The 18,115-nt window shown below is 70.0% G+C and carries 15 protein-coding genes; 5 read left to right on the top strand and 10 right to left on the bottom strand.

Annotation, left to right across the window (positions count from 1 at the left end; translation table 11 throughout):
• Positions 1-4 precede the first annotated feature (4 nt).
• From tdh to fdhF, 3 genes are all read right to left on the bottom strand, one after another.
• Positions 5-1,036, bottom strand: a complete 1,032-nt coding sequence (gene tdh / locus Q8Q85_13715) for an L-threonine 3-dehydrogenase (protein ID MDP3775315.1) — start codon at positions 1,034-1,036, stop codon at positions 5-7.
• Positions 1,037-1,141: 105 nt separating this feature from the next.
• Positions 1,142-1,933 (bottom strand): SDR family oxidoreductase, encoded by a 792-nt coding sequence (locus Q8Q85_13710; GenBank protein MDP3775314.1) that lies wholly within the window; start codon positions 1,931-1,933, stop codon positions 1,142-1,144.
• Between the two features lie 41 nt (positions 1,934-1,974).
• Positions 1,975-4,962 (bottom strand): formate dehydrogenase subunit alpha, encoded by a 2,988-nt coding sequence (gene fdhF, locus Q8Q85_13705; GenBank protein MDP3775313.1) that lies wholly within the window; start codon positions 4,960-4,962, stop codon positions 1,975-1,977.
• A 128-nt stretch (positions 4,963-5,090) separates the two neighbouring features.
• Between fdhF and Q8Q85_13700 the strand changes: the two genes are divergently transcribed.
• The 3 genes from Q8Q85_13700 to Q8Q85_13690 all read left to right on the top strand — a co-directional run bounded on the left by Q8Q85_13700 (position 5,091) and on the right by Q8Q85_13690 (position 10,275).
• Entirely contained in the window at positions 5,091-6,677 is a 1,587-nt protein-coding gene (locus Q8Q85_13700; protein ID MDP3775312.1) for a TldD/PmbA family protein, read from the top strand.
• Positions 6,674-8,044, top strand: a complete 1,371-nt coding sequence (locus tag Q8Q85_13695; protein MDP3775311.1) for a TldD/PmbA family protein — start codon at positions 6,674-6,676, stop codon at positions 8,042-8,044. Before Q8Q85_13700 ends, Q8Q85_13695 begins: the two co-directional genes overlap by 4 nt.
• Positions 8,045-8,517: 473 nt before the next feature.
• Positions 8,518-10,275, top strand: a complete 1,758-nt coding sequence (locus Q8Q85_13690) for an FHA domain-containing protein (protein MDP3775310.1) — start codon at positions 8,518-8,520, stop codon at positions 10,273-10,275.
• A gap of 48 nt (positions 10,276-10,323) precedes the next feature.
• Here Q8Q85_13690 and Q8Q85_13685 read toward each other — a convergent pair whose 3' ends face one another.
• From Q8Q85_13685 to Q8Q85_13675, 3 genes are all read right to left on the bottom strand, one after another.
• Entirely contained in the window at positions 10,324-10,473 is a 150-nt protein-coding gene (locus tag Q8Q85_13685; protein MDP3775309.1) for a hypothetical protein, read from the bottom strand.
• Positions 10,474-10,628: 155 nt separating this feature from the next.
• Positions 10,629-11,501 (bottom strand): hypothetical protein, encoded by an 873-nt coding sequence (locus Q8Q85_13680; protein ID MDP3775308.1) that lies wholly within the window; start codon positions 11,499-11,501, stop codon positions 10,629-10,631.
• Positions 11,495-12,355, bottom strand: a complete 861-nt coding sequence (locus Q8Q85_13675) for a cation diffusion facilitator family transporter (protein ID MDP3775307.1) — start codon at positions 12,353-12,355, stop codon at positions 11,495-11,497. Before Q8Q85_13675 ends, Q8Q85_13680 begins: the two co-directional genes overlap by 7 nt.
• Before the next feature lie 39 nt (positions 12,356-12,394).
• Here Q8Q85_13675 and Q8Q85_13670 point away from each other — a divergent pair, with 39 nt between their 5' ends.
• Positions 12,395-13,210, top strand: a complete 816-nt coding sequence (locus tag Q8Q85_13670) for a PHP domain-containing protein (protein MDP3775306.1) — start codon at positions 12,395-12,397, stop codon at positions 13,208-13,210.
• Positions 13,211-13,224: 14 nt separating this feature from the next.
• Positions 13,225-14,799, top strand: coding sequence for an alpha/beta fold hydrolase (locus Q8Q85_13665; protein ID MDP3775305.1), 1,575 nt, complete (start codon positions 13,225-13,227; stop codon positions 14,797-14,799).
• 10 nt (positions 14,800-14,809) lie between these two features.
• Here the strand turns inward: Q8Q85_13665 and Q8Q85_13660 are convergent, their stop codons facing one another.
• From Q8Q85_13660 to ruvX, 4 genes are all read right to left on the bottom strand, one after another.
• Positions 14,810-15,976 carry a class I SAM-dependent rRNA methyltransferase gene (locus tag Q8Q85_13660; GenBank protein ID MDP3775304.1) on the bottom strand — a complete coding sequence of 389 codons (1,167 nt, stop codon included), beginning with the start codon at positions 15,974-15,976 and terminating at the stop codon, positions 14,810-14,812.
• A gap of 20 nt (positions 15,977-15,996) precedes the next feature.
• Entirely contained in the window at positions 15,997-16,641 is a 645-nt protein-coding gene (gene thiE, locus Q8Q85_13655) for a thiamine phosphate synthase (GenBank protein ID MDP3775303.1), read from the bottom strand.
• Positions 16,638-17,711, bottom strand: coding sequence for an endolytic transglycosylase MltG (mltG, locus tag Q8Q85_13650; GenBank protein ID MDP3775302.1), 1,074 nt, complete (start codon positions 17,709-17,711; stop codon positions 16,638-16,640). The genes thiE and mltG overlap by 4 nt, the downstream gene beginning before the upstream one ends.
• Positions 17,698-18,115 (bottom strand): Holliday junction resolvase RuvX (ruvX, locus tag Q8Q85_13645; protein MDP3775301.1); only part of this gene is annotated, 418 nt, incomplete at its 5' end. The genes ruvX and mltG, both read right to left, overlap by 14 nt.

Genomic DNA, 18,115 nt, shown 5'->3' with positions numbered 1-18,115 from the left:
GCGCTCAGGATCCGATGGAGAGGATGACCTTGCCGGCGTCGCCGCTCCGGATGGCGGCGAGCGCATCGTCGATCTGTTCGAGGGGGAAGCGGTGCGTGATGACGGGCCTGGGGTCGAAGAGGCCGGACCGCAGGAACCGCTGCATCTGGTTCCAGGTCTCGTACATCCTGCGGCCGATGACGCCGTAGATGGTGATCCCCTTGAAGATGATCTCGGTGGCGAAGTCGATCGGCACCTCGCCGTGGGGGATGCCCAGGAGCTGCACCCGGCCGCCGTTGCGCACCAGCTTGAAGGCGCCGTGGAGCGCGCTCACCGCGCCCGACATCTCGCACACCACGTCGGCGCCGTTGCCCTCCGACAACTCCATCACCGCGGCCTCGACGTCCTCGGCCGGGCGCATGGCTCGGGTCGCGCCCATCTTCTCGGCGAGGGCGAGCCGCTTCGGGTTCACGTCCACCGCGATCACCGCCTTGGCGCCCGCGGCCCGAGCTATCCCCACCGCGAAGCAGCCGATCGGCCCGCAACCCAGCACCAGCACCACGCTGCCCGGGATCTCCGCGCTGAGGACCGTGTGGAACGCGTTCCCCATCGGGTCCATGATCGCGCCGATCTCGGTGGGGATGCCGTCGAGCTGCATCACGTTGGTCGCCGGCATTGCGATGAACTCGGCGAAAGCGCCGGCGCGGTCCACGCCGATGATCGAGGTGCGCTTGCAGATGTGCCCGTTGCCGGTCCGGCACTGCAGGCAGTGCCCACATACGATGTGCCCTTCGGCGGTGACGAGCTGCCCGGGCTCGAACTCGCCGCGCACGGCGCTCCCCACCTCGACCACTTCGCCCGCGAACTCGTGACCCAATACCAGCGGCGGCTTGATGCGCCCCTCTGCCCACGCGTCCCACTCGGCTATGTGGAGGTCGGTGCCGCAGACGCCGGCGTGGTGGACCTCGATCAGGACGTCGGCGGGACCGCACGCGGGCTTCGGCACGTCGCGCACGACCAGCCCAGGACCCGCGGACGCTTTGACGATCGCCTTCATCGAGCCTCGGAATCGGCGGAAGTGGAGAGGGACGGCCTGCTCGCCGCTTACTGCCAACCACTGCCGCGTCTGCGGCGTCTGCCCACTACTGCAAACGTCAGACTGCTAGCTGATGGCGCGCAGATACCCGCCGTCGACCGACAACACGGCGCCGGTAATATAGGAGGCTCGTTCGGACGCGAGGAAGGCGACCGCGGAGGCCAGCTCGTCGGGATCGCCCATCCGCTTGAGCGGCACCCCGGCGATCTGCGACGCCAGCACTTCCTCTTGCGTCTTCCCCTGGCGCCTGGCGCGGTCGGCGGCGAGGTCCTTCACGCGGTCGGTCTTGAAGTAGCCGGGACAGACGCAGGTCACCAGGATGCCGTCCGATCCCACTTCGTCCGACAGGCTCTTGGCGAAGCCGAGCACGCCCGCGCGGGCGGTGGATGAGAGGATGAGGTTGGCGAGTGGCTGCCGCGCCGCGACCGAGGTGAGGCAGACGATACGGCCCCACCTGGCCCGCTTCATGATCGGCACGGCGGCCCTGGCGAGGTGGATCGTGGATAGCAGCGACAGCTCCAGGGCGCGCTGCCAAGCCTCGGGCGGCGCTTCCGCGAAGGTGGTCGCCGGCGGGCCACCGGCGTTGCACACCAGGATGTCCAGGCGCCCGAACTTCTCAGTGACAGCGAGCACCAGCTGCTCGGCCGTTCGCGGATCGGCCACGTCACCGGGGAAGGAGACCGCGTCGGTGTTGGTCGCAGCGCGGATCCCGGCGGCCACGGCATCGCACCTGGCGGCGTCGCGCCCGTTCACGGCGACCCGCGCGCCTTCCGCCGCCAGCGTCGTAGCGATGGCCTTGCCGAGACCGGACGATGAGCCGCCCACGAACGCAGCGCGTCCGGCGATCCCGAGGTCCATGGTTAGGGCGTCACTTCAGGGACAGTCGCCGAGCCGCGGCTTCAGCCGCGGCCGCCGTGAAACGCCGTGGGCGCACCCTGAGGCACCCTCTCCACCCGCACCGCGCAGATCTTGAACTCCGGGATCTTGGCGTACGGGTCGAGCGCGGGGTTCGTCAGGAGGTTGGCGGCCGCCTCGCGGAAGTGGAACGGCACGAAGATCTGGCGGCGCTTCACTCGATCCGAGATGCGGGCGGCGATGACGATGGCGTTCCGGCGTGACACCACGCGCACCGGATCGCCCTCGGTCACCCCGAGGGCCGCCGCGTCCTCCGGGCCGATCTCGACCGTGGGCACCGGCTCGCGCGCGTCGAGCCCCTTGGAACGGCGGGTCATCGTCCCCGTATGCCAGTGGTACATCTGCCGGCCGGTGTTCATAATGAACGGGTACTCGGCGTCCGGCATTTCGCTGGGCGGGAGGAACTCGACCGGAACCAGCGTCCCGCGGCCGTCCTTGGTCGGGAACTGGTCGTCGAAGAGGAACGCGGTCCCGGGGCTCTCGAGGTCGGGGATCGGATACTGGAGCCCCGCGAAGTCGAGCCGCTCGTAGGTCACCCCGGCCAGCGTGGGCGTCACCGTCGCTATCTCGCGCATCACGTCCGCGGCCGTCTCGAACGGCGCGGGCACGCCCAGGCGACGCGATAGCTCGACCAGGACGTCGAGATCGGGGCGCGCTTTCCCGGGCGGCTCGCACGCCTTCCGGACCCGCTGCACGCGCCGCTCGGTGTTCACGAACGTCCCGTCCTTCTCCGCATACGACGACCCCGGCAGCACCACGTCGGCGAAGCGCGCCGTCTCCGTGAGATAGAGGTCGTGCACCGCCATGAACTCCAGCTGCTCGAACCAGTGCTCGGCGTGCGCGACGTTGGGGTCCGAGATGACCGGGTTCTCGCCGTAGATGTACATCCCGCGCACCGGCGAGCCCTCGGCGACGATCTCCGTCACCCGGAGCCCCGGCTTCAACGAGAGCGACTCCTCCGGCACCTTCCACGCGTCCGCGAACCTCTTCCGGATCGCGGGGTCGTCCACCGGCTGGTAGTCGGTGTAGACCATCGGGATCGCGCCCATGTCGGACGCGCCCTGCACGTTGTTCTGCCCGCGGATGGGGATCATCGCCGCCCCCCACCGCCCGATCATCCCGGTGGCGAGGATCAGGTTGAGGAGCGACGTCACGATGTCGGTGCCCATCGAGTGCTGGGTGAGCCCCATCGCCCAGAGCGTGGCGGTCTTCGGCCCCTTGGCGTACAGCTCCGCCGCCTCCCTGATGAGGTGCGCCGGCACTCCGGTGATCGCCTCCGCGCGCTCCAGCGTGTAAGGCTCCACCGCCGCCGCCACGTCCGCGAAGCCGTGGGTCCGCTTCGCGATGAAATCCTGGTCGTGCAGGTCCTGCTTGATGATGTGCCGCAGCATCGCGTTCAGGAGCGCGACGTCGGTGCCGGGCTGGAGGTAGAGGTGGATGTCCGCGCGGGCCGCCAGCTCGATGCGCCGGGTGTCGGCCACTATGAGCTTCGCGCCGCGCGCCTGCGCGCGCTTGATCGCCGCTCCGAAGACCGGGTGCGCCTCGGTGACGTTCGCCCCCGCCACGAAGATCACATCGGACTCGTGCTCCACCTCCCGCATCGAGCCCGACGCCGCCGAGGTGTTGAGCGCCCGCTGCATCGCCGACACCGAAGAGCTGTGGCAGAGGCGCGTGCAGTGGTCCACGTTGTTGGTGTTGAAGGCGGCGCGGAAGGTCCGTTGCAGGACGTAGTTCTCCTCGTTGGTGCACTTCGCCGAGCAGAAGACCCCCACGGCGTCCGGCCCCTGCTCGCGGCGGATGCGCGCCAGCTCCTGCGCCACCAGCTCCATGGCCTCATCCCAGGTCGCCTCGCGGAACGGCTCGTACCAGGCCGAGGGCGTCGCCGCGCGGTCGCGCACGTCCTCCGGCCCGCGCGGGATGTGCGAGAGGCTGCCGAGTGGCTTGCCGACCTGCCGCTCCGGCGGCCGGGGCTTGGGCTGCTCGCCCTCGTCGTCGAACGAGAGCCAGGGGCCGCGCCGGTGTCCGGGAGCCGCCGGGCCATCGTACCCCCAGCGCCCGCCCTGCTTCACCCAGCCCTTCCTTATCAGTGGCGTAGTGAGACGGTCGCGGTGCTGGGGGAAGTCGTAGCCGAACCGGCCCTTCACGCAGGTCGAGCCCTCGTTCGGCGTGTCCTCCTCGATCCACGGGCTGGTGACGCGGAAGACCGCGTTGTCCCGCACGTGCAGGTCCACCTGGCAGCCCACGCCGCAATAGGGGCACACCGAACGGATCACCTTCTCGGGTTCGTCGATCTGCCGCTGCGTGAACCGCTCGAGTGGTAGGACCTCGTGGATGGCGCCGGTCGGGCAGACGCGCACGCACTCACCGCACCAGGTGCAGGCGGCGTGGTCCGGGTCGCCGTCGCCGCCCACCACTATCTCGGCGTGCTCGCCGCGCTGGGCTACGTCCAGCACCCCGACCACCTGGATGTCCGCGCACGCCCGCACGCAACGGGTGCAGAGGATGCAGGTGCTCATGTCGTGCCGGATCATCGGGTCGCCGGGGCGCTCGTCGCCGGCGCGGAGCGGCAGCTCGTGACGCTCAACGGCGCGAACCGGTACATCGTATCGTCTAACGAGCTGTTCGAACTCGTTCAGGTGGTGCCCGTTGCCGCGGCTCGCTTCGATCTTCGCCGCCAACTCGTCGGTAGGGTAGCGCTCGAGCAGCAGGTTGAGGACGCTGCGCCGATTGCCCACGGCCGCGGAGGACTCGGTCTCGACGACCATGCCGTCCTCGGCCTTGCCGGCGCAGGCGGCGACGAGCTTGGGCATCCCCTCGACGCTCACGAGACAGATGCGGCACGAGCCGACGGTGGGGAGCTTCGGATACCAGCAGAGCGTCGGCACGTCGATGCCCAGCGAACGAGCGGCGTCGAGGATGGTCGCCCCGCCAGCGACGGTGACCGTCCGGCCGTCAATGGTCAGTGTAGCCATGTGATGAGAAGAAACTACCCGGGCCGCGAGGCGGGCGCAAAGTCAGCCGTCGTGACGGATTGCGCCGAATCGCGGTCGCCGTACATTGGCTGCTTCACCCGATCCACCGGCATGGCGGAGCGTGTCGCATGGCGCTGACTCGTCGGGAGTTTGTCAAGCAGACCTCGGCTGCGGCCGCTGCCGCGGGCCTCGTGACCCCTGCGATGGCGCGGCCGCTGCCCCAGGCTGACGCGTCCGTCAGGGAGCTGGCTCTCCTCGCCCTCGACGCCGCGCGCAGTGCCGGCGCGAGCTACGCCGACGTGCGCGTCCACCACGTGCGCAACCAGTCGGTCAGCACCCGCGAGAACCGCGTCACCGGTCTCAATGACGGCGAATCGTTCGGCTTCGGGGTCCGGGTGCTGGTGAACGGCGCCTGGGGCTTCTCGGCGAGCAGCGACCTCTCGCGCGTCGAGGTCCAGCGCGTGGCCCGAGCCGCCGCCGCCCAGGCGCGCGCCAACCGCCGGGCCACCCAGCGGCCCGTCGTCCTCGCCCCGTCCGACCCGGTCCCGGACGGCCGCTGGGCGAGCCCGATCCGCATCGACCCGTTCACCGTGCCGATCGAGCAGAAGGTGGACCTGCTGCTCCGCGCCAACGCCGAAGCGCTCCGGGTGCGAGGCGCGCGGTTCGTCAACTCGAACATGTTCTTCGTGAAGGACGAGCGGACCTACGCCAATACCGACGGCACCTTCACCGTCCAGTCCATCTACCGGTCGAACCCGGGGATGAACGTCACGGCCGTAGCGTCCGACAACTCCGACTTCCAGAGCCGCGCCTCCGACGAGGTGCAGGCCATGGGCCTGGGGTACGAGCACCTCGAGCAGAGCCGGTTCGTGGAGCAGGCGCCGCGCTGGGCGGAAGAGGCGGTGCAGAAGCTCAGCGCGCGCACCGTGACCCCCGACCGCTACGACCTCATCCTCCATCCGAACCACCTCTGGCTCACGATCCACGAGTCGGTCGCGCACCCGCTCGAGCTTGACCGCGCCCTCGGCTACGAGGCCAACTACGCCGGCACCAGCTTCGTCGCACCGCCGGAGCGGATGATCAACCAGTTCCGGTACGGCACCGACCTCATGAACATCCAGGCGGACCGCCGGCAGGAGGGTGCGCTCGCCACCATCGGGTGGGACGACGACGGCGTCCCGGCCGACCAGTGGCTGCTCATCCAGAACGGCATCGTGAAGGACTACCAGACCACCCGCGAGCAGGTGGCGTGGATCTCGAACCTCACCGGCGTCACGCGCTCCCACGGCTGCTCGTACGCGCAGGGGTGGGACGACGTGCAGTTCCAGCGGATGCCGAACGTCTCGCTCCTCCCCGGCGAACCCGACCTCATGGCCGAGGACCTGATCGCCGCGACGGACCGCGGCATCTATATCCTCGGTCGCGGCGCCTACTCGATCGACCACCAGCGCTACAACTTCCAGTTCGGCGGGCAGGTCTTCTACGAGATCCGCGGCGGGCGCATCGTGGGGATGCTGAAGGACGTGACCTACCAGGCGCGCACCCCCGAGTTCTGGAACTCGATGGACCTGATCGGCGGGCGGCGGTCGTACTTCATCGGTGGCTCGTTCAACGACGGGAAGGGGCAGCCCGGGCAGTCGAATGCGGTGAGCCACGGCTGTGTCCCGGCGCGTTTCCGCAACGTGAACGTGATCAACACGGGGCGTGGCCTGTGAGCGCGATCCTGACGCGGGACGAGATGAAGGCGATCACCGACCGGGTGCTGGCCTTGAGCCATGCCGAGTCGTGCCGGGTGAGCGTCAACTCCGGGCTCCAAGCCAACACGCGCTTCGCGGCCAACCAGTTCTCGACCGGCGGCGAGTCGGTGAACGCCTCCGTCAGCGTCCGCTCGACCTTCGGGCGCCGGAGCGCGTCCTCCTCGACCAACCTCCTCACCGACGCCGGGCTCCAGCGGGTGGTCCAGTCGTCGGAAGCGCTGGCGCGGCTCGCCCCGGAAGACGCCGAGGCGATGCCGGAGCTGGAGCCGCAGACCTATCGCGACGTGCCGGCGTTCTTCGACACCACGGCGAACCTCGACGCCGCCGGCCGGGCCGAGGCGACCATGGCGGTGCTGGGTCCATCGCGCCGGGAGAACCTCCAGGCGGCGGGCTTCCTGGCGCAGAACGCCGGGTCGCTCGCGGTGGCGAACCACCGCGGGCTCTTCGGCTACCATCGGTCAACGGCGTTCGGGTACACCACTACGGTGCGCACGGCGGACGGCACCGGCTCGGGGTGGGCGGGCACCTCGCACAACGATTGGGGGCAGGCGCACCCCTCCGAGCTGGCGGCGATCGCGCTGCGCAAGGCGCGCGACTCGCGCAACCCGGTCGCGATCGAGCCGGGCCGCTACACGGTCGTCCTCGAGCCCACGGCGGTGGCGAACCTGGTCCAGCTGCTGGCGGGCGCCATGAGCGCGCGCCAGGCGGACGAGGGGCGGTCGTTCTTCTCCAAGCGCGGGGGCGGGAACAAGATCGGCGAGCCGGTGGTGGACCCGCGGGTCACGCTGTTCTCCGATCCGTGGGACCCGGACCTGCTCGCGGCGCCCTTCGGCGGCGACGGGCAGCCCAACGAGCGGGTGACGTGGGTGGAGAACGGCGTGCTTCGGAACCTCAACTACGACCGGTTCTGGGCGCAGCGGCAGAACGTCCGGCCCACCGGCGGCGGCTTCGGTGGTTTCGGTGGTGGCGGCGGGGGCCTCAAGATGGTCGGGGGCGAGGCGTCGCTCGACGACCTCATCCGCTCGACCGACCGCGGCGTCCTGGTCACGCGCTTCTGGTACATTCGCGGCCTCGATCCCAGGACGGCCCTCTACACCGGTCTCACGCGCGACGGGACCTTCCTGATCGAGAACGGGCGCGTCACGCGGGCGGTCAAGAACTTCCGGTTCAACGAGAGTCCGGTGACGATGCTGTCCAACCTCGAGATGCTCGGCAGGCCGGTGCGCGTCTCGGCGTCAGAGTCCGGAGACATCGGCGGCGCCATCGTCGTGCCGGCGATCAAGACGCGCGATTTCAACTTCCAGTCGGTCTCCGACGCGGTCTGACGGCCGGCGCAGAGGGCAAACTCGCGTGAGAAAAAGTATTGCGCGTTTTCAGCAGTGTTATATATTGGCGTCCAAGACGTTACGGCTTCAGCGGAGGGAATTGGTTGGCGGCTTTGCGCCGAAAGTCCATATCGAAGAGTAGTCCGGCCGCGCGGGCGACGGAGCAAGTCGCATCGAGTCGCGGTCACGGTGGTGTCTCTTCTCCAGTCGTTTCTTCCCTCAACAACACGCATCCCATCGAGAGCCGGCGCTTCGTGCGCCCCTGATGTCTTACCGCCGTCCACTTCGGGCCGGCGGGATGTTCCACCTTTCTTAGGGGGCCATCAAAATGGCAGCCAAGAAGAAGAAGGCCGCGAAGAAGACGGCCAAAAAGGGCGGCAAGAAGAAGAAGTAGCTGCTGCGAGTGATGCACAGGGGCCGGCGAAGGTTGCCGGCCCCGCGCAGTTTCAGGCCCCCCGTCCTATATTTTCCGGGTGATCCTCCACGACGAACGCCGCAGGACCGACGTCACCATCGAGCCCGCCGGCGCCCGCATCGGCCGCGATCCGGCGCTCGACGTCACCTTCCCCGACGACGAGAGCCTCGTCAGCGCCCTCCACGCACGGCTCTGGCGCGAGGGCGACGGCAGTTGGTGGATCCAGGACCTCGGCAGCACCAACGGCACCTGGCTCAACGGCCGGAAGCTCGCGGCATCCGAGCGGCTCCGCAGCGGCGACCGCTTCTCCCTCGGCCAACGGGGCCCGGGCTTCCGGGTCACGGTGCCGGGTGAGATCAAGCGCACCCAGCAGGAGAGACCGATCGACGTCTCGCAGCCGCTGCTCCGGCTCCGCCGGGTGTCGGGAGGCGAGGACCTGATCGGGATGGGCGACGAGATCCTCGTCGGCCGCGCGGCGACGTGCACCATCCCGCTCCGCACGGTGGCCGACACCGTCGTCTCCAAGCGGCACGCCGTCGTGGAGATCGCCGGGGACGGCGCGGCCACCATCACCGACCTCGAGAGCAAGAACGGCACGTTCGTCAACGGCACCCAGATCATCGGCAAGGCGATGCTGCGCGTCGGCGACCGCATCATGCTCGGCTGGCACGGCCCCCTCTTCGAGGTCCGCATCCTCGGCCCGGCGATGATGGCGGAGGGGGAGGGCGCGGCGTACCACCCCGAACTCCAGCCGCCCAAGACCCTCGCCGGCATGGTGCAGGCCGCCCAGTCCATGGCGCGCGAGGGTGGGGCGGTCAAGACCGGCGTCTTCATGCGGGCGATGGCGCGGCAGATGGCGCGCGAGTCGTCGGTCGCGTTCCGGGTGACCGTCCTCGGAGGAATGGTCGGCTTCTTCGCCGCGGCCATCTACGTGTACCAGGCGGCCGCGAAGCGCACCGCGGCGGCCGAATCGAGGCTGGCATCCACCGAGCACGCGCTCGCGGTACAGATCCGGGAGGCCAGCGAGCAGCGGCGGCGCGCGCAGGACGAGCTCATCAGCCTCCAGCGCGACCTCGCGTCGGCGCGCCGGTCGAGCGTGAACCGCGCGGTCATCGACAGCCTCGAACGCAGGCTTCGCGCGGCCGAGACGCGTGCCGCTCGGCCGGAACCGGAGGGCGGCTCTGGCGCCTCCGCCGACTTCGCGCGCGTCGCGCTCGAGAACCAGCGCGCCGTGGGTCTCGTGATCGTGCGCACCGGCATCGACTCCGTGATGGGGAGCGGCTTCGTCATCACGCCGTCGGGGTACTTCGTCACCAACCGGCACGTGGTGCAGGGTGACGCCGGTGCCACTCCGCGGTCGATCGACGTGATCATGGCCGACACGCGCACGCCGCTCCCCGCCGACCTGATCGCCGTGAGCGCGCCGAACGAGCCCGACATCGCGGTACTCAGGATCCGCAATTACCGCGGCGACGTGGTCCGGTCGGTGGACTGGCAGGGCACGGGAGTTCATCAGGGTGGTCCGGCTGCGCTCATCGGCTTTCCCTACGGCACCCAGCTCGCTTTCGATCAGACGCGCTTCGTGCGGACGTCGATGTTCGCCGGCATCATCTCTCAGGTCACGGCCGAGTACATCAGGTTCGGCGGCACTACCTTCCGCGGCGCTTCAGGCAGCCCGATCTTCAATGCGGAGGGCACCGTGATCGCGGTGCATTTCGGGGGCCTGAGCGAAGGGCAGGGTCTGGGTTTCTCGGTTCCGGTGCGACGGGTGCTTCGGTACTTGCCTGCCGACGCGCGCGCGGAGGTGGGGCACTGAAATGGGTTGCAGGAAAGAAGGCGTTGAAGGTCGAACCCTCAACGCCTCTCAGTGATCGCGATGCTCGACCTCGTCCGCGCCCTTCTCGTCCGCCCAGTACCACATCATGATCCGCGGATGACTGTGGTCTTCGCCGCCGTCCTGCACGACGAGGCCCATGGGCTCCTGGTGGGTGAGTGTCACGCTTGCCGTCGCCATACCCGCGTCTCGCTATTAGGGAGAGGCGCCGACCGATCGTCGGTCGAGCCTGATCTCCCTGGTCGCATGTCGCGTGCCTGACCTTCAACGTCTTTATCTCTTTAACCTTCAACTCTTTAACGTCTTTTGTGACCCCACCGATACTGCAGTCTGCGTCATTTCGACACAGCCATGGGCGTTTCACTCTGACGCGACTCGGTTCGAATGGCGATGAACCCGACGTTCCGGGGGCGACGGCCGGATGCGCTGCCGCTGCCGAGGGGTGGACGCAAAACGGACCAATCTGAGTAGAGGGAGCGGAGCGCGTCGCTCGAGAGGCTCGACACCCCGCCGCCGCGCATCGGGGAGCCGGGCATGACTACGTGGCGGCCTTCATCGGGGGTGGCCGTCTTCAGGCGCTGGATGAGGTCGGCGCGGTCCGGCACCGAGAGGTTGGCGATGGCGATCGTTTCGATGACACAGGCGATGAAGGGGCACCCCTCGGGAGTGAATCGGGCCAGGCCCTCGACGCGGCACATTATTCGCCCGCCCAGGTCTTCGACGATGGCGCGGTTCTCGAGCCCCCCGATGGCGATGAGGCCGGGGTCCACGACCGTCACCTCCGCGCCCTTGGCGGCGAGGAAGAGCGCGCACGCGCCGTCCGACGCGCCGATCACCAGGATCGAGTCCTGGTCTTCGATGGCCTCGCCGAGCGCGACGACCGGCTCGTGGGGCGCGAGGCCCCAGTGCGAGGGCTCCGTTTGCGCCGTGCGCCGCGCGATGTGGCCCTCGCGCCAGCGCCGGAACGTCGGCAGTTTGAGCCGCCGGCGGATGATCGCGTCTACCTGCTCGGTCAGGACGACTTCGGTGAGCTGGAACTGCTGGCTCCGGCTCAGCTCCTGCACGGCCTCATCGCCGATGCCGAGGATCTCCGCGCGCGGCAGCGCGTCCTTGTACTCCTCGATGCGCTGGTCTATGAACTCTTCGTACTCGGAGCGGAGGCTGCGCGGCGTGCGCTTGGGGCGGCGGGGCTCGGCGGTGTTCAGCACGGCTCGATGTGCACCACGACCTCGTCGAGCGAGAGGTCGTTCTTGAGACGGGTCTCGACCGCGTCGGCGATCTCGTGCGCCCGCTCGACCGCGAGCGCGCCCGCGACACCTATCGTCAGCTCGGCGAAGATGACGCCCGCGGAGGAGCGGGAGCGGATGTGATAGGCCGCCTCCACGCCCTGCACGCCCTCGGCGGTGGCGCGGATCTTCCCGGGCTCCCGCGCGACCTCGTCCACCAGTATCGGCACCGCGCGCCGAACGATCTGGTAGCCGATCCGCACGATGAGGAAGGTGATGACGATCGCCACGACGGGGTCCACGTTCCGGACGCCCGCGCGGGCCAGCACCGCGCCGCCGATCACGCCCACCGTGATGAAGACGTCGGCGCGGGTGTGGGCCGCGTCGGCCAGGAGCAGCTCGCTCCCCAGCGCGCGGCCTCGACTGGCCTCATACCAGGCCACCCACATGTTCACCGCGAGCGTGGCGCCCAGGAGGGCCAGGTCGAAGTTGGTGAGGATGGGCGAGGGAGCGCCGCTCAGCAGCCGCCACGCCGCGCCCTTCAGCAGCTCGAAGCACGAAACGGAGAGGAAGACGACGATGCCCAGGGCCCCCAGGACCTCGAACTTGCCGTGGCCATATGGGTGGTCCTCGTCGGGAGCCGAGCCCGCGAGCCGCATCAGCGCGATGAAGATGATGTTGTTGAGCGCGTCCACCGAGGCGTGGATGGAGTCGCCCAGGACCGACAGCGATCCGGTCCTGGTCCCGATCGCGACCTTGGCCCCCACGACCGCCAGGTTGGCGATCAGGAGGCCAAGGAAGACGCGCTGGATCGCGACGGAGCGCGACGCTGTCATGGCCACAAGCTAGATTTCAGGCCGGACAAGTCAACTCCTATGCACCTCGACCTGCACCTGCACTCGACCTGCTCCGACGGGTCGCTCGCGCCGGCGGCGCTGGTCCAGGCCGCCCGCCGGGCCGGCCTGCACGCCATCGCCCTGACCGATCACGACACCACGGCGGGAATCAGCCCCGCGCGCCGGGCGGCGGGGGCCGACGGTGGTCCGATCGTGATCGCCGGCGTCGAGCTGACGAGCAGCCTGGACGGGGCCGAGGTCCATCTGCTGGGATACGGAGTGGACCCGGACCACGCGAGCCTGGCCGCGTTCACGGATCGGGCGGCGAGGACGCGGAGCGAGAGGGTTGCCGCGATCGTCTCGCGCCTCCAGGCGCTCGGGGTGGGAATCACGTCGGAGGATGTGACGGTCGAGGAAGGGTGCGCGTCCGTGGGCCGGCCTCACATCGCCCGGGCGCTGGTTCGAGTAGGCGCCGTGCCCAACTTCCAGGAGGCGTTCAACCGCTACATCCGTGACGGCGCACCGGCGTTCGTGCCGAGCCACGGCCCGGATGTGCGCGAAGCGATCGCTGCCGGGAGGGAGGCTGGAGGGTGCAGTGTTTGGGCGCACCCGCGGCTCGAGGACGCGAAGGCGTTCGCGCGGCTCGCGGAGGCCGGCCTGGGAGGCGTCGAAGCGCTGCGGCCGTCCATGGACCCCGCGGTGTCCATCGCCCTGGAGCTGGAGGCTCGGGTCCACAGCCTGATCGTCACCGGAGGGTCGGACTGGCACGGCGGGGCGAGGCCCGCGCTGGGAAGTTGGTATGTGACGGAGAAGCACGTGGGGGCTTTTCTTGATAGGATCGGGATTTCCGTATGACGGGAGGCAGTAGAATGCGGGCATCGCACCTTTTCCTCGCCGCCGTGACGTTCATCCCGCCGCTCGACTGCCAGGCCCAGACGGGCGCGTTCCGCGTGCTCCAGGGTGGACGCGAGATCGCGAACGAGGTCTACCGCTGGAGCGGCACGACGCTCGAGGCGACGGCGGACGTGGGCGCCGTGGGCCGCCGCCTCGTCGCGCGGACGGTGTACGACGACCGGTTCGAGCCGGTCGAGTACGTCCTGCACGTCTACCAGATCGCCACCGGCGAGGAGCTTCAGGGGGTGCGGGCCACCTTCGGCGCCGACTCGGTGTCGTGGGTGACCTCGGGCCAGAATGCGAACCCGGGCTCGCGTCCCATCGGGCGGCCTCGCACGGTGATGCAGAACCTGCTGTTCTCGCACGTCGACGCGATGGTGCGGCGGCCGGCCGTCCGCGCCGGAGGCCAGGAGACCGTATCCACCTTCCTGGTGGACAACGCGGCCGTGCTGGACGTCGCGCTCGCCCGCACGGGGTCGCAGGCGAGCGTCACGATCGCGGGCACGACGGTCACCGTGGCGCTCACGCCCGAAGGCTCCATGGACTCGGCGACGGTCCCGTCGCAGACGCTCGTGGTCCAGCGCGCGCCCGCCGAGAGCGTCAGCGCGTCGCGGCCGCTCGAGTATCGAGCCGCGGCGCCGCCGCCGGCGGGAGTCGTCGAGGAGCAGTTCACGTGGGTCAACGGCCAACAACGGCTGGCCGGCACGATGACACGCCCGGCCGCCGCGACCGGACCCGTGCCGGTCGTGCTCATCATCGCGGGCTCGGGGCCCACCGACGGCGACGGCAACAATGCGATGGGCCTCAGGACCGATACCTACAAGAAGCTGGCGTGGGACCTGGCCGCGCGCGGGATAGCGAGCGTGCGTTATGACAAGAGAGGGCTGGGCGGAAGCTCCGTTCTTGCGAGCAGTGCGCCGGTCACCTTCGACGACTTCGCGGATGACGCGGTGGCCGGGGCCCGCGCGCTCGCGGCGGACGGCCGCTTCTCGCGGGTCGTGCTCATCGGCCACAGTGAGGGCGCCGGACTCGCGACGCGCGCGGCCAACCGCGGGGCGCCCGTCGCCGGCGTAGTGATGATGGCCGGCCTCGGCCGGCCGTTCCGCGCGGTGCTGCACGAGCAGCTCGCCGGCCAGATGGATGCCGCGGGGGTCGCCGAGTTCGAGCGCCTCATGGACGCCTACCTGGGCGACGGTCCGATGCCGGAGATCCGTACCGAGCTGCGCGTGCTATTCCCGCCATCGGCGCGGCGCTTCGTCCAGACCGCGCTCGACATCGACCCCGCCGGCGAGGCGCGGCGCCTCCGCGTGCCGCTGCTGGTGCTCCAGGGAGCGACCGACATCCAGGTCCGGGTGGCCGACGCCGAGGCGCTGCGCGCCGCGCGACCGGACGCGGACGTGCGCATCATCCCCGCGGCCAATCACCTTTTCGTGCGCGCGGAGCGGGCGGACGCGGCCGCTCAGGCGGCGACGTACACCGACCCGACGCTGCCACTGGTGCCGGAGCTGGTGCCGGCGGTGGTGGGCTTCGTGATGCGGGTGGCGCGCTGAGGTATCGCCGCTAGTCCACGGCCCGGAGCAGCGCCGCCTTGAGGTAGCCTGTTTCGGGGACCGTGATGAGTTCCGGGTGATCGGAAGAGGCACCGCGGATCTCGACCAGCGCAAGGCGCCGCCCACTGTCAGCCGCGGCGTCAGCGAGCATCGCGAAGAAGTCGCCGCGGTGGACGTGGTGCGAGCATGACGCGGTGAAGAGGTGCCCTCCCGGCGCGAGCAGTTGCATCGCGCGCAGGTTCAGCTCCTTGTAGCCGGCCATGGCCCGCGGCAGCGACCGCTTGTCCTTCGCGAAGGCGGGCGGGTCGAGCACGATCACGTCGTAGCGCGCGCCGCTCCCCGCTTCCGGCTTGAGCCAGTCGAACGCGTTGACCTCGACCCCACGCACGTTGGTGATCCCGTTGCGCGCCGCGTTCTCCGTCAGCCCGCGCAGTGCGTCGGCCGAGCTTTCGATGGCCGTGACGTCGGTCGCGCCGCCGGCCGCGAGGTGCAGGGCGAAGCCGCCGTGATACGCGAACCCGTCCAGGCAGCGCCCGCGCGCATGTCGGCGCACCAGCGCGTGGTTCTCGCGCTGGTCGAGGAACGCGCCGGTCTTCTGGCCCGTCCACGGCGCGGCGGCGAACGTGAGCCCGCCCTCCACGAACTCCACGCGTTCGGGGACCTCGCCGAAGACCGGCTCCACGCCGCGCGGCAACCGCTCGCGCTCGCGCACCGGCGCGTCGTTGCGGAGCAGGAGGCCCTTCGGCGCGAGCACTACGCGGATCGCGTCGATCACGTCACCGCGGACCGCCTCAAGCCCCGCCGACAGCAGCTGGGCGACGGCGTAGTCGCCATAGCGGTCCAGCATCAGCGACGGGAGTCCGTCCCCTTCGGCGTGCACGACGCGATAAGCCGTGTCGGTGATGCCGGCTCGGCGTTCCAGTGAGGCGCGGATCATCCCGCGCCACCACGCCGCGTCCACCGTCACGCCGGCGGGGGCGAGCCATCGGGCGCGGATCTCCGAAGCGGGCGAGTAGAGTGCCGTACCGAGCGGCTTGCCGCGCTCGTCCGCGAGGTGCACCAGGCCCGCCGAAGCGGCCTCCGTCTCGCGCAGGTCGGTGCGATAGATCCAGGGGTGGCCGGCCCGCAGCCCGCCGACCCCCTTCGGCGTGACCGTGACGGTCGCCGCGGGCTTCAACGCTGCTCTCTCTTCAACCTTCAACGCCTTTCGTTCTTCAACGCCTCTCTCATCTTCCGGGTCGCCGCCTCCACATCCTCCGCGCCCAACACCGCCCCGATCACCGCGATCCCGGCGGCCCCGGCCTCGAGCAGCGCCGCGACGTCCGCCGCGGTGACCCCGCCGATCGCCACGGCGGGGAGCGACGGCGCGGCCTCGCGTATCCGCGCGAAGCCCTCCACACCTATGGCCTCACCCGCATCCGGCTTGTTGCCCGTGACATGTATCGGGCCGATGCCGAGGTAGTGAGCGCCCTCGGCGGCCGCGAGCCGCGCTTCCGATTCATTGCCCGCCGAGCCGCCCAGGATGAATCCGGGTGGGACCATCAGCCGCGCTTCGGCGATCGGGAAGTCGTCCTGGCCCAGATGGCATCCGGAGGCGCTCGTCGCAAGGGCGACGTCGAGCCGGTCGTTCACCGTCACGGGAACACCGCCCGCCGCGGCGATGACGCGCCGCACCACCTTCGCGAGATCGCTCGCCGAGAGCCGTTTCGCACGCACCTGGAGCATCGTCGCTCCGCCCTTCGCCGCCTGGCCCGCGAGCTCCGCGGGATCGCGCCCTCGTGCCGCGTCCACGTCGAGGATGACGATGAGGCGCAACGCCTCGGCGAGGCCACTGTAGGTCATGGGCGCAGCGTGTCGCGCCCCCCCCCCCACCCGAGCGCCGCGAGGCTGTCGCGGGTCTTCTCGAACGCGGTGCGCAGCACCCTCGACACCGCCACCGAGTCCACGTGTTCCCCCGGAGTGCGCGAGAACATGTGGCGCCCGTCGGGTCTCGCCACGAAGAAAAGGAGGTTGTGCTCCTGCGGGTTCAGCGTCGCCTCGAGGCTCGCCCGGCCGGGGTTGGAGATGGGCCCCGGCGGAAGCCCCGGATGGAGATACGTGTTGTACGGGGAGCGGATCTTGAGATGGCGGAAGAGGACGCGGCGGACCGGCTTGTCGAGCGCGTAGATCACGGTGGGGTCGGCCTGGAGCAGCATGCGCCGCCGCAGCCGGTTGAGGTAGACCCCGGCGATGAGGCGCCGCTCCGACCCGATCCGCGCCTCCGACTCGACGATGCTCGCCAGCGTCACGGCCTGGTGGCGGGTGAGATCGAGCTCTTCCGCGCGCCGGTCCCAGGCGGTGTCCCAAAGATGGAAGAACTGGCGCGTCATCTGCATCACCAGGTCCCGGGGCGTCTCGTCGTAGGCGACGCGGTACGTCTCCGGGAGCAGATAGCCTTCGAGCGGTTCCTTGACGCCGCGCGGCAGGTCGATGCCGAACTCCTGGCGCAGGGCGGGATCGCGCGCCGCGGCGAGGAACGAGTCCCGCACCGCGGTACGGATCGAGTCGCGCGCCAGCCGCAGTTTCTCGGCCGCGAGGTCGGCGATCTCGGCCACCGTGAGCCCCTCGGGCACCGTGAACAGGAAATCGTGCGTGCGACCGCTCTCCAGCGCACTCACGATGGTGGTCCAGCGCTCCCCCTCGGCGAACTCGTACAGCCCCGGTCGCACCCGGCGAGCCAGGCCGCGAACGCGCGCGTACATCCGGAACTGCCACGATGAGGTCACGACGCGGTGAGCGACGAGCGAATCGGTGACGGCCGCCAACGAGGAGCCGCGCGGGATGTAGACGTTGGCCCTGAGCGCGGTGGGCGCGGGCTCGGCGCAGGCGGCGGCGAGCAGCACCAGCAGCGGCGAGACCCTACGGGCGCGCATGACCCCGCTGTGCATCGAGCCATGACTGGAGGATCGCGACGGCCGCCATCTGGTCGATGCGCGCGCGTGAGTCCTTGTCCTTCACGCCCGCCCGACGCGCCGACTTGATCGCGTGCGCCGTGGAGAGCCGCTCGTCCACGAAGCTGACCTTCCGGCCCGAACGCGCCGCGATCGCCTCGCCGAACGCTCGCGCCTCGCGGGCCGATTCACCCTCCTCCCCCTCCGGCGTGAGCGGCAGGCCGACCACGACGTCCGTCACGCCGTGTTCTTCGGCCAGCGCCACTACCTTGGCCACCGGCGCACGATGGTGCGCGCGCCGGCTCAGGGTCGTCAGAGGTTGTGCGATGAGACGGCTCGGGTCGGAGATCGCTACGCCGAAGTGCTTGGTGCCCCAGTCCACGGCG

Source organism: Gemmatimonadales bacterium, assembly GCA_030697825.1.
Taxonomy (GTDB): Bacteria; Gemmatimonadota; Gemmatimonadetes; order Gemmatimonadales; family JACORV01; genus JACORV01.
The sequence above is the reverse complement of the archived record's forward strand: the minus strand, read 5'-3'. Positions and strand labels throughout refer to the sequence as shown.